The 13250-nt window shown below is 56.4% G+C and carries 7 protein-coding genes, 1 tRNA gene and 1 other RNA gene; all 9 read left to right on the top strand.

The features are described from left to right. The first annotated feature begins 185 nt into the window (after window positions 1-185). Window positions 186-1619 (top strand): sodium:alanine symporter family protein, encoded by a 1434-nt coding sequence (locus tag HMPREF1992_RS00600; protein WP_021683853.1) that lies wholly within the window; start codon window positions 186-188, stop codon window positions 1617-1619. Window positions 1620-1855: 236 nt separating this feature from the next. After that, window positions 1856-8506, top strand: a complete 6651-nt coding sequence (locus tag HMPREF1992_RS11565) for an autotransporter outer membrane beta-barrel domain-containing protein (protein WP_021683852.1) — start codon at window positions 1856-1858, stop codon at window positions 8504-8506. A 236-nt stretch (window positions 8507-8742) separates the two neighbouring features. Beyond that, window positions 8743-9708: a 6-phosphofructokinase gene (gene pfkA, locus HMPREF1992_RS00590; RefSeq protein WP_037357780.1), complete on the top strand. Its 966-nt coding sequence runs from the start codon at window positions 8743-8745 to the stop codon at window positions 9706-9708. 119 nt (window positions 9709-9827) lie between these two features. Beyond that, window positions 9828-9918, top strand: a tRNA-Ser gene (locus HMPREF1992_RS00585). Window positions 9919-9951: 33 nt separating this feature from the next. Beyond that, window positions 9952-10051, top strand: an RNA gene (gene ffs, locus HMPREF1992_RS11025) — signal recognition particle sRNA small type. A 74-nt stretch (window positions 10052-10125) separates the two neighbouring features. Further along, window positions 10126-11970 (top strand): DNA polymerase III subunit gamma/tau, encoded by a 1845-nt coding sequence (gene dnaX, locus HMPREF1992_RS00580; protein ID WP_037357777.1) that lies wholly within the window; start codon window positions 10126-10128, stop codon window positions 11968-11970. Window positions 11971-12030: 60 nt separating this feature from the next. Continuing rightward, window positions 12031-12357: a YbaB/EbfC family nucleoid-associated protein gene (locus HMPREF1992_RS00575; RefSeq protein ID WP_021683849.1), complete on the top strand. Its 327-nt coding sequence runs from the start codon at window positions 12031-12033 to the stop codon at window positions 12355-12357. Window position 12358: 1 nt separating this feature from the next. Beyond that, window positions 12359-12955: a recombination mediator RecR gene (gene recR, locus HMPREF1992_RS00570; protein ID WP_021683848.1), complete on the top strand. Its 597-nt coding sequence runs from the start codon at window positions 12359-12361 to the stop codon at window positions 12953-12955. A 1-nt stretch (window position 12956) separates the two neighbouring features. After that, window positions 12957-13196, top strand: a complete 240-nt coding sequence (locus tag HMPREF1992_RS00565; protein WP_021683847.1) for a pro-sigmaK processing inhibitor BofA family protein — start codon at window positions 12957-12959, stop codon at window positions 13194-13196. Window positions 13197-13250 lie beyond the last annotated feature (54 nt).

Here is a 13250-nt window from a genome sequence, read left to right as displayed (position 1 = left end):
CCCCCGCTTTGTCCCTGAAACTTATAACTATTAACATTCTACACTCTTTTGCATGAGAAGTAAAGAAATGGGACTATAAATCTGCGTGAATGGTTCCACACATGAATGAATACAAGAATGCAATTTGACAAAGCTTTGTACTTTCCATTATGATGTAGCGTATTCTTTTTTTGAAGGGTGATTTTATGGATTTTTTCAACGCTATGGTCGGTTCGATCAATGATTTCCTGTGGACTTATATTATTATCGTTGTGCTGGTCGGCTGCGGCCTCTGGTTTACAGTCTCGACTGGATTCGTTCAGCTGCGTGCACTGCCTGAGATGGTGCGCCTCCTCGCGGGGGATCTTGGACGGCGGCCGAGCGGGCGCAAGGCGATCTCCTCGTTTCAGGCATTCTGCGTGAGTACCGCCTCGCGTGTCGGTGTCGGCAACATCGCGGGCGTTGCAATTGCCATCGTGACAGGTGGACCCGGCGCCGTGTTCTGGATGTGGGTCATTGCTTTCATTGGAACGGCGACTGGCTTTGTCGAGAGTACGCTTGCTCAGATCTACAAGATTCCGCGCGGACACGGACTCTTTCATGGTGGCCCTGCGTACTACATTCAGAACGCACTCGGGCAGCCCGCTGTGGCAAAGCTCTTTGCCGTGCTCATCTCGGTGACATTTGGTCTCATCTACGTTTCGGTGCAGGCGAATACGATTGCACTCTCGATGGAGAAGGCGTTCGGCATCGATACATGGCTCATGGGTGCCGTTCTCGCCGTTCTTGCGGGTGCGGTTATCTTCGGCGGCATCCAGCGGGTCGCAACGCTCTCGGCGCTGCTCGTACCGATCATGGCGGGCATCTATCTCCTCATTGCGCTCATTACCATCGTTTTGCACATCGATCAAGTACCTGCGATGTTTGCACTCATCCTGCATGACGCATTCAGTCCGCAGGCGGCGGTTGGCGGCGGTATTGGCACCGCGATCCTCACGGGTATCCGCCGCGGACTCTTCTCGAACGAGGCGGGCGAAGGCTCCATTCCAAACGCAGCGGCGACGGCGAATGTCACGCACCCTGTCAAGCAGGGGCTTGTACAGGCGTTCGGCGTCTACGTCGATACGTGGATTGTCTGCTCGGCAACGGCGTTCATCGTACTCCTCACGGGACAGTATACGATCGGCGGCGACACGACGGGCATCGCGCTTGCGCAGGATTCCCTTGCGAGCGTCTTCGGGCCGTGGGCATCGAGCCTTCTTGCTGTGCTCATCTTCCTCTTTGCTTTCAGTTCCGTGGTCGGCAACTATTACTACGGTGAGATCAACATTCACTTCTTTGGTGAGAACGCAGGGAAGGCGCTCTTCATCTACCGTCTCGGTGTCGTTGCAATGGTGTTCTTTGGCTGCATCGCGGCGCTCAATCTCGTGTGGAATCTCGCCGACCTCTTCATGGCGCTGATCTGCCTCACGAACCTCTACGCCATCGCACGCCTTGCACCGCTTGCGCGCATTGCGCTCAGGGACTACTTCGAGCAGAAGGCAGCAGGCAAGAACCCCGTATTCGATCCCTCCATCATGCCGGATCAGCACGGTATTACCGCTTGGAGTGAAGATCAATTCCACGCACAGAGACATTAAGGTACAACGATCTTCCTATGTAAATAGATCAAGGTAGAAACGTCGCAGAGATGAAAACTGCGGCGTTTTTTATGCTTTTTATGATAAATCTATTCCAATTTGTGGCTAGATATGGTAGAATTGTCCTAATTTATCAACGAAATTGATATATCTTATGTTTTGGAGAAATGCTGATAAAGTCCGATGGGCTTCATTTTATCAGCGACTTCTTGTATAGAAACTAGGAGGCAAATTACTTGTTCAAAGAAATCAAATCACGTCGTCTGGCATTGCTCGTTGCTGCTGCACTGGGCGGAGGCGGATTCATTTCGTCTGCACCGAGTGCGTCTGCGGCGGATGTGACGATCGATGCATCGCATGCACCGTCAGATAATGTCTTTGTACCCGGCGGCGGCCCTGCGGTCGGCACGGCGGCTGGGTATGTTGGGGGAGAGAGTGACATCAGCAATGTTGCGGACAATACGCTGACGTTCAATGGACGCGCCCTTCCCTATGATAAGTTTTTGTTTGGCGGCATTACGTTCGGCACCGGAAGTGTGACGGGGAACAAGATCTTTGTCAATCCGGCGACGGTGCTGCTTACATCTTCTGTCGAGGCTGTGCATGGCGGCATGGCGAGCGGGGGCGGCAGTGCCGAGAACAATCATGCTGAATTCAACGGAAACAACCTCAATTCTGATTTGAGCGGCGGTACGACCGAGAGAATCGGCACGGGCACCGTCCGGGGCAATACGGTGACGCTCAAAGGCGGCAGCGCATACGGTGACATCTATGGCGGCATGGCACGGAACGGGGCGAACGGAGATGTGGTCGGCAACACGGCAATCATTGACGGCGGCTCCGCGACGGCACTCGGAAAGGCTGTCTACGGTGGCTTTACGGACGGTACCGGCAAGGTAGAAGGCAATCATGTCATTGTTACGGGCGGATCGGTAAAGAATGTCTACGGCGGCCATGCGCGGAGCGGTGACGCCACGGGCAACACGGTCACCATTACAGGCGGCACTGTGCAAAATATCGACGGCGGACGCTCGCCCGGCGGAAATGCGACGGGGAATACGGTTAATCTCGGCGATGGGAAAAGCGACTATGCGGGACAGGTCAACGGTGTTATCAATGGCGGCAGCGGTATGACCTACGGTGCAGATTATCGCACGGGCAATACGCTGAATGTCTATGATAATGCAGGTGCCGCTAACATAAATAACTTTGCGAAGATCAACTTCTACTTCAATGAGCATGTGAACAAGACGGCTGCGATGCTTACGCTGTCAGATGCCAGTGGGACGACGATCGGGAGTCTCGGCGATCTCACGGTGGAGGGCGCTCACAACCATAAGGGGGCGCTGATTAAGAATACGCACGGCGTTGTCGTCTCAGACGGTGTGAATCGTCTCGCCAAGACCGAGACGGACGAGCACAAGGAATTTGTCCTTGCGACATCCGCAGACAGCAAGCAGATCACCTACGAAGGGTATGCGTTTGCTCATCAGAATACAGCGACAACTGCTGCGGAGGGGACTGACAAATACACATGGGGCGGTCGCTCCGTCATAGGCAATGCGACGCATCATAATGTGATTGCCGTGGACAGCGGCACGCACAAGAACGTTTACGGCGGCTGGACGAGCGGTACGGGTACGAATGCGGCAGATAAGGACAGCAGCTATCGCAACGAAGTGACCTTCGATGGTGCCGGTACGCGTTCGGATAAGATCTATGGCGGCTATACCGATACGGATGCGGGGAAAGCCGAGCATAACACGGTCACAGTCAATAATGGCAAAGTAAGCATCGCTGTCTATGGCGGTGCTGCCAGCGGAACAGGGAATGCGGACAACAACACGGTGCGCATTAAGGGGGCTGCAACGGAGATTGCCTCCATTTATGGAGGTTTCGCGCGGGGCACGGGGAACGCAGAGGGAAACAAGGTCTATTTTGATGCGGGAACGGTATCTTTTGCAGAGTGGATGGTTGGCGGGCAAGTCGGACGCAGCGGCAATGCAGAGAACAATCTTGTCGAGGTCAATGGCGGTAAGACATCGTCGCTGTATGGCGGTGTTTCCAGAAGTTTGGATGCGACGGGGCATATCCTGCGAAATCATGTCCGCGTCCGCAGAGGAACGATTGACGGAAAGGTCTACGGCGGTGTGCTTGATGAGGCACACGCAACGGGGGACGTGACGCACAATACGGTGACGGTCACGGGCGGCGTACTGAAGCGTGAGATCTACGGCGGTGCAATCGAAAAAACAAACTCCACGGGCAGTGTGAGGAATAACGAAGTCACCATTGCGGGGGGCGAGGTCAAAGATGTCCTCGGTGGTTTTGTGCGCGGCAGCGGAAAGCTGACGGGGAATGTCGTCACCATCACGGGCGGTGAGATACAGGGAACCGTGTATGCGGCAAGATCCAACGGCAACAGCGAGATCAAGGACAATATCGTCAATCTCGGCGATGGGAAAAACGAGCTGGCGGCAGACACTGAGATTGCAAAGTATATCTTTGGGGCGTTCGGCGGAAACCGCTCCTCCTATGCGGGCAATACACTCAATGTCAAGGCGAGTGCGCGTGCGAAGAACATTGTCAATTTCAACAAGGTCAATTTCTACTTTACGGATACACTTCAGCCGAAACTGACGCTGCGGGATTCGATGGGAACGAAGCTTGGGAGTCTCAGCGATATTACGGTTCATGGCTCACCGTATGCGTCCTCCGGCACGCTGATCGAGAACAATACATCCGGCGGCATCATCATCCGCGACGGCGTGACCTCGGTCGTAACGACGGGCGATACCGCCGAGATGACGCTGAGCAAAAGCGGCGACAACAAGAAAATCAACTATACGCGGCTGATCTTCAAGGGGGCGCGCGCAGCGGAGACGGATGGATCGGATGCGTGGGGTGGACGCTCTGTCATTGGCAACACAACAACGGACAATATCGTTGCGGTTGACAGCGGCACGTATACGAACGTGTACGGCGGCTGGACGAGCGGCGCGGGTTCGACTGCGGATAGTTCCAAACAGAAGAACAGCACGCTGAACAAGGTTACGGTGAGCGGCACCGCGTCTGTCACGGGCACGGTGTATGGCGGCTTTACCGATGTAGCGGGCGGCAAGGTGACGGGCAACGAAGTTACGATTGAGAAGACGATTTCGGGCGCAGTTGTCGGCGGCAGCGCAACCGCTGAAGCATCAAACAATATGGTTGCGATCCATGCGAATACGGGGGCAGTCACGGGTGGTATCTCGACAGGGGCGTCAGCATCCGGCAATAAAGTGTATCTCGCAAACGTGACAGTGACCTCCGCCACGGGCGGTGACGGTGCAGTGACGCACAACAACGAAATCCACCTGAACGGCAATGCACACGTTACGAACGCGCTTATAGGCGGGACGCAGGCAAACGGCACAGGCAACACGCTGCATGTCAAGGGGCTGAACAATACTGCGGGAAGCATTATAAACGTCCAGAAGATGACCTTTGATGTGACGGGCGCAGCGCAGGACAGCACTCTGCTGAACGTTACGGGTGCAGCGCAGACCCATGTCAACTGGGCGTCACTCACGGCGACAGGGATGGCGGCAAAACCGCTGACACTCCTGAAGAACGCGCATGGCATCAACCTTGACGGCTACACAGGCGCGGCGAAGTCGGCGACGACGGACACGACGGAAACGAACGTCGATGTCCGTAAGATGGGAAATAAGATCACCGAAATCACCTACGAGGGTTATACGTTCAAGGGGACAACCACGGCGACCACCGTTGGTGCAGATATGTGGGGCGGCCGCTCGAAGGCAGGCAATACCACGACGGACAATATCATTACGGTTGACAGCGGCACGCACACGAACGTGTACGGCGGCTGGACGAGCGGGAGCGGTTCGACGGCGGACAGTTCCAAGCAGAAGGACAGCACGCTGAACAAGGTCACGGTCAGCGGCACTGCGTCCGTCAATGGGACAGTATACGGCGGCTTTACCGATGTCGCGGGCGGCAATGCGATGGGCAACACCGTCACGGCTACGAACAACCTCAACGCCGATATCGTCGGCGGCAAGTCTGCGGGTGAAGCGTCGCACAACACGGTCACGGTCGGCAACGCTACCGTCAACGCCATCACGGGCGGCGACGGCGCAGTGACGAAGGACAACACGGTCAATATTGACGGCGCGACGGTCACGAACAAGATTGTCGGCGGCACGCAGGCAGACGGCACAGGCAACACGCTGAATGTCAGGGGCGTGAACACGGCTCGTAACATCGGCGGTTTCCAGAAGCTGCACTTCGATACGACCGGTGTCACGGGTACAATGCTGACACTGAATGACGGCATGAATAAGACCAAGGTCAACTGGAACACGTTGACGGTGGGCGGCAGCGGATACAACATTACCCTGCTGAAGAACGCTGCCGGCATCGACTTTGGCGGCACCTACACCGATGGTGCGGTAAAGTCCGGCCTGAGCGCAGATCGGCAGAGTGAGATCAACGTCGGCGTTTCTGCGGACAAGAAAGCGATCACATACTCCGGTTACCGGTTCACGGGGGCAACGCAGACCCTTGTCGATGGGACAGCGGCATACGGCGGCATTTCCAAGGCGGGCAACGCAACGCATCACAACGCGATTACCGTCCATGGAAACTATGACGCAGTGTACGGCGGTCATACGTCGGGAACGAGTGATACGGCGGTTGAGAAGAAGCACAGCCACGACAACACGGTCACCATCACGGGGGGCACGCTCGGCACTGTTTACGGCGGTTACACCCAAATCGCAGACGGTACGACGAACGACAACACGATCAACCTCGGCGACGGGTCGCATCCGCTTGCGCCGAATACAACGGTTGCAACACTCTACGGCGGCAACAAGACCGCTGCGGGCAACACACTGAACGTCAACACGTCGGCGAGTGTCGGCAAGATCGAGAACTTCTCCACAGTCACCTTTAAGAATGCCTCCTCCAAACTGACACTGACACAGGCAGGAGCGAGCATTGACCTTGACACCATCAAGGCAGACTTTGCGGCGACGGAACGTGAAGATGTACTCGTTGAAAATGCAAACGGACTGACACTACAGGTCGGCAAAACATTCCGGACGGATCTGAGTGCGGACGGCACGAAGGAAACGAACATCGAGGCGCGCAGCGGCAACAAGGAGATTGTGCGCTACGGGTACACCTTCAAGGATGCACGGACGGCAACAACCGTTGGTGCAGACACATGGGGCGGCCGTTCGAAGGCGGGCAATACCACCACGGGGAATGAGATCGCGCTCAGCAGCGGCACGTATACGAACGTATACGGCGGCTGGACGAGCGGCGCGGGTTCGACTGCGGATAGTTCCAAACAGAAGAACAGCACGCTGAACAAGGTTACGGTCAGCGGCACTGCGTCCGTCACGGGCACGGTGTACGGCGGCTTTACCGACGTGTCCGGCGGCAATGCGTCCGGCAATACAGTCAATATCGATCATGCCGCCGTCAACTCCGTCATAGGCGGACATGGCGCGGTTACGAACAACAATCGCATCAACCTCCGCGGTGCGAAGGTCACAGGCATAGTCACGGGTGGTACGGCAGCAAACGGCACGGGGAACACTCTTGCCGTTTCATACGGCATGAAGACGACAGAAATCGGCGACTTTAGAGGCATTCAGAACCTCCATTTTGATATGGAAAAAGCCCCGATGGACGGCACTGCGCATACCATGCTGAAGCTGACGAATGTCGGAGGCGAAAAGAAGCTTTCCGATGCGCACATCGATCTTCGCCGTGACGGTGCGGCAGAGAAACTCAAGGTAGGCGACAAGATCACGCTCATGGAGAACACGAGCGGGGGCATCACCTTCGGAGAGAATCTGACAGCGAATGGTACGGACGGCGTGACACGCGACTACGAATTCGCGATTGCGTCGGTGGACAAGACCCTTATCGCAACAGTCACAAAGACGAGCTTGGGCGAGCAGTCCAAGTCCTTCGTCGAGACGCGTACGGGTGCGAGCGCATTTCTGAATGACGGTGCAGACTTTATGGCAGGTGCAGGTCTTGATGCGGCAAAGGCAGAGGCTGCGCGTGCTGCGGCAGTACCGGGCGGTGCTGCATACGGACTCTGGGCAGGGATGGGCGGCGGCGCACTCCGTCACAATACCGGCTCCTATGTCGAGATGAAGGGCTGGAATCTCGGTGTTGGCTGGGCGCGTGAGAACGCGGTGCCAGTGGGAACGCTTACCTTTGGCCCCTTCCTTGAATACGGACGCGGCAGCTACGACTCCTACCTCGACAACGGCACCCATGGCGACGGTACATCAAGCTATATCGGCGCGGGTGTGATGGCAGAGCTGGCGATGCGCGGCGGTGTCCGCGTGGACGGCGCCCTGCGTGCAGGTCGTACCAAGAGTGACTATACAGGGCTTGCAAGCTACGATACCTCGAATGCCTACTACGGCATTCAGATCGGTGCGGGCAAGGACTTCCGCCTGAGCGAAGCGGCTGTGGTCAGCGCGTATGTACGCTATGCATATACGCATACGGCAGGTGCGAGCGCACATCTCAGCACGGGCGAGACGTATGAGTTCGATGCGGTGAACTCACATCGCGTGCGGCTTGGCACACGATGGATGCATGGCGATACGGCGCACACGCAGCTCTATGCGGGGCTGGCGTGGGAGTACGAGTTTGACGGTGCGGCACATGCCTCCTATCAGGGCGATCGTACGCCCAGTCCTTCGCTGAAGGGCGGGAGTGCACTGCTCGAACTCGGTTACCGCTTCGCACCGAAGAGCAGCCGCGTGAGCTATGACCTCCATCTGAACGGGTGGCAGGGAAAGCGCGAGGGCATCACAGGCGGCGTATCTGTCAAGTGGATGTTCTGAGATCGAATGCAGTGATATAAAAGGGCTGTTGAACGAAGTTTTCTCGCTTCGTTCAACGGCCCTTGTCATTACTCCACCCCTTACGCAGTCCCGCTCCCACCTCGACGGCTTTCATTTTATCGGGGAGATCCTTCAATATTTTCCGTGAAAGGCTTTACTTTTCGAGTGTGCTTTCGTAAAATGTAGAGCAGATAGTGATTCGCATAAGCGTTGCATAGTGGATGGGGGATGCTTATATGCTGAAAAAAGCAATCGCGGTAGTCACCTCGGGCGGAGACAGCCCCGGCATGAATGCGGCAGCGCGCGCGGTGGTGCGTACGGCGACCTATGAGGGAGTCGAGGTCTATGGCGTGCACAACGGCTATAGCGGCATGGTGCACGATGACATCGAGCGGCTCACGACGCGCAGTGTCAGCGACCTGATCCAGCGCGGAGGCACGTTCCTCGGTACGGCGCGGAGCGAGTCGTTCATGACGCCGGAGGGGCGCAAAACGGCATTCGAGAATCTGCGCAAGCATGGAATCGAGGGGCTTGTCATTATCGGGGGAGACGGCTCCCTCACAGGCGGCTCGCTCCTCAGCAGGGAAACGGGCATGCCAATCGTCGGGCTGCCGGGCACGATCGACAACGATGTCTGGGGCATGGACTATACAATTGGCTGTGATACGGCATGCAATACAATTGTGGATGCGATCAACAAGCTGCGCGATACTGCATCGGCGCATCGGCGCATCATCATCGTTGAGGTCATGGGACGTCACTCGGGCTGGCTTGCCATGATGTCGGGCATTGCCGGCGGTGCAGAGTTCATTCTCGTGCCGGAGGTCGCGTTCGATCTGGAAGAGATGAGCTGCCAGCTGCGGGAAATGTACGAGAGAGGAAAACGTTACAGCATCATCGTTGTTGCAGAGGGCGCTGGCTCAGGTGTAGAGATCGGCAAGATCATCGGTGAGAAGACGGAAATCGACACACGTGTCTCTGTACTCGGGCATATCCAGCGCGGCGGTTCACCGACGGTTGAGGATCGCATTAAGGCGTCCATGCTCGGGGAGAAGGCGGCTCTTGCGATCATCTCGGGGGTCAACGACGTGGTCTTCAGCTTCAACGAGGGGCAGGTTGTGAGCGTAAACCTCTTCGAGGCTGTTAACAATACCAAGACACTTGACCCAGAGCTGGTACGGCTCTCACGTGTGTTGGCATAGGACGATCAAAGGGGAGCCGCATGACAGGGGCTTCCCTTTAATTTTTTCTTGACAAGGCTCTTTGAATCGTGCTAGACTAGCAAGCGTTGCAGAAAAGAATAGCTTTTTGAGAGCACAGTGGAGAGTTGTCCGAGTGGTTGAAGGAGCACGCCTGGAAAGCGTGTGTGCGGTGATACCGTACCGAGAGTTCGAATCTCTCACTCTCCGCCATTTTTATTGATTTTTCTCAGGGCGGGCTGCAGTGTCTTGGTCTCACGCAATGGGGCCCTGTGAACCCCGTCAGGTCCGGAAGGAAGCAGCGGTAAGCGGATCGTCTCATGTGCCGTGAGGGCGCCTGGGGACTGTGGCCTGCCGTGGGAGAAATCGCGTGACTTCGTGCAGCCCTGCGGGGCTGCTTTTTGTTTTGGGAGGTATGTCATGGCCTACGTTGCACTCTATCGCCGCTGGCGCCCCGATACTTTCGAAGGTCTTGTCGGACAGGAGCATATTAGCCGCACGCTTTCCCGTGCAGTTACATCGGGGCAGACGAGTCATGCCTACCTCTTCACGGGTCCGCGCGGCACAGGAAAGACAAGTACGGCAAAAATTCTCGCGCGGGCACTCAATTGCGCCGAGGGGCCGACACTGACCCCGTGCGGCGTATGCAGCTCCTGCCGCAGCATCAGCGACGGATCATCTATGGATGTGTTCGAGATCGATGCGGCATCGAACCGCGGCATCGATGAGATCCGCGATTTGCGCGAGTCGGTGAAGTTCGCGCCGACGGAGGGGCACTATAAGATCTACATCATTGACGAAGTACACATGCTGACGACGGAGGCGTTCAACGCACTGCTCAAGACACTTGAGGAGCCGCCCCCGCGCGTGATCTTTATCCTTGCGACGACGGAGCCGCACAAGGTGCCAGCGACGATCCAGTCCCGGTGTCAGCGCTATGATTTCCATCGGATTACAGTGATGGAGATTCGTGACCGCCTGATCTATGTGTGCAAGGAGTCGGGTATTGCAGCAGAGGAGGAGGCGCTCTCCATCATCGCTGTGCAGGCGGACGGCGGCATGCGCGACGCACTCTCCATCCTCGATCAGTGCACGGCATTGGCCGAGGGGCTTCTTACAGTGGAGCGAGTACAGGAGGCCCTTGGGCTTGTTGGGCGTGCATGGATTGAAAAGATGGCACTGGAGATCGCTGACCGGGATGCTGCGGCACTGGTCACACAGCTTGGGGTGTTGCTGCAAAACGGCCGCGAGCTAAAGCAAATTCTTGCGGAACTGGCCCTGCATTTCCGTAGCCTCATGATCGCCGGGGTGGGAGGTACTCTTGGAGAATCGGAGCTTTCCTCCACACAGGCAGATGCATTGCGAGAGGCGGCAGCACGCTTCACGCAGGATGAGATCATGGGGGTTCTTCGCTGTCTCAATGAGGCGATGCAGGAAATCCGCACTTCGCCGCAACCTCGCATCGCTGTCGAAAGCATGTTGATCGGACTTTGCCGACCATCGGAAGGCGAGAGGACGGAGAATGCCGCTGTTTCTTCTTTCAATCTCGCAGACACAGCGCGGATTGCACGCCTTGAGGAGGAGGTTCGTCAGCTCGCAGCACGGCTTGCGGCGGGCGCTGCACCTGCACCGTCTGTTTCGGCGGGGAAGGCATCCGCCGTTGTACCGAGCGAGCGGCCTTCTGCATCTCCCGCAAAAGCAGCGCCCGTAAAGACACCCTCCGCACCGCAGACGAGCGCGGGCGCATCCACAGAAGGAGCTCCGCGTCAATTGGACGGAGCTCTCTGGAAGAAGTTTCAGGCGCGGCTCAAGGAGCGCCACAAACTTGCTGCATCGCTTCTTTCTGGCGCAGACTATGAGGGCGCAACAGAGACGCATTTTTTCATTCGTCCGGCGACAGATATGGCACGCGACTATATTACAAAGCGTCATCGCGCTGTGTTTGAAGAGGTTATGACAGAGCTGGCAGGACGGCCTCTTGCCGTCGTCTGTACGGGCGGGGAAGGCGAAGAAACTGTGTCCACCCCCTCCGCACCAAAGATGCAGGAGTATCCTGCACCTGTTGCGGAGCTCCTCAAGATCGCAGGCGATGAGGCTCGTGTGGAGGCTGTTGCGGCACATGAAAAACACCGTACAACGAAGACTGCACCTCCATCCGCAGAGAATGAGCCTGAAAATGATGGCTATGAGGTATATGAGCCGACACCGGACGAGGAAGCAGAGATGTTCGATATGGATGAACTGCCGTCCGATGAGAATACTTGACGGCGGTTGAGGTTTTTGTTAGTCTAGATCTATCGTTTCTGTCATAAAAGGAGAGGTAATATGTTCAATGGCGGCGGCAACATGGCCGGTATGATGAAAAAAGTCCAGAAGATGCAGAATGAGATGAAGAAGATGCAGGACGAGCTGCGCAAAAAAACGGTCGAGGTGTCCTCGGGCGGCGGTGCAGTGAAGATCGTCATGGATGGCGAGAAGCAGGTGCAGAGCCTTATCATTGCGCCCGCAGCAGTCGATCCAGAGGATATCGAAATGCTGCAGGATCTCATCTCGGCTGCCTTCAATGAAGCAACGAAGAAGGTCGATGAGATGATGGCACAGGAGATGGGTAAACTCACGAGTGGGCTCGGACTGCCGCCTGGACTTCTCTGAGATGCAGCATATCGCACCACTCACACAGCTCATGGAGCAATTTCGAGCGTTGCCTGGCATCGGAGCCAAGACGGCTGCACGCCTTGCCTACCATGTCCTCGACATGGACATGGAGCGGGCGCGTCGGCTTGCTTCTGCCATTGTTGAAGCAAAAGAGAAGATTGGTTTTTGCTCCACCTGCTTCAACCTCACAGACAGCGATCCTTGTGCCATTTGTATGGCGGAGAAGCGGGATCACACGATGATCTGCGTTGTCGAGCAGCCGCCCGACGTGGCGGCTATGGAACGCATGAATGACTATAATGGTGTCTATCACGTCCTGCACGGCGCACTCTCTCCGATTGAGGGCGTCGGGCCGAACGATATCCGCGTCCGTGAACTCGTCACGCGCGTCGGCACAGAGGATGTGCAGGAGGTCATTGTTGCGACCAACCCAAACGTTGAAGGCGAGGCAACGGCGATGTATATCGCAAAACTGCTGAAGCCTATGGGCGTACGTGTTACGCGCATCGCACACGGTCTGCCCGTCGGAGGAGATCTGGAATACGCGGATGAGGTCACACTCTCACGCGCAATGGAAAATAGGAGGGAAATCTAAGATGGATATTATTGCTGCTCTTGCTGTCGGTATTGTATTGTTTGCGATTCTAGGGAAGGTCATCGCGCTGCCGTTCCGCATCCTGTGGGTACTCATCACAAACAGCATCGTCGGTGCTGTTATCCTATGGGTCATCAATTTGTTTGGCGTAGGCATTGAGATCACCTTCTTCAAGGCACTCATTGTCGGCATCTTCGGCATTCCAGGGGTCATTGTCGTCTTGATTGCACATATGATGTGAGACCTTTGAGAAAAAGTTGAAAAAACTTAAAAAAGGGGGTTGACGAAGGTCAAT

It is taken from the genome of Selenomonas sp. oral taxon 892 str. F0426, assembly GCF_000468035.1.
Taxonomy (GTDB): domain Bacteria; phylum Bacillota; class Negativicutes; order Selenomonadales; family Selenomonadaceae; genus Centipeda.
Note: the sequence above shows the minus strand (reverse complement) of the source record. Positions and strands in the feature narration are given on the sequence as shown.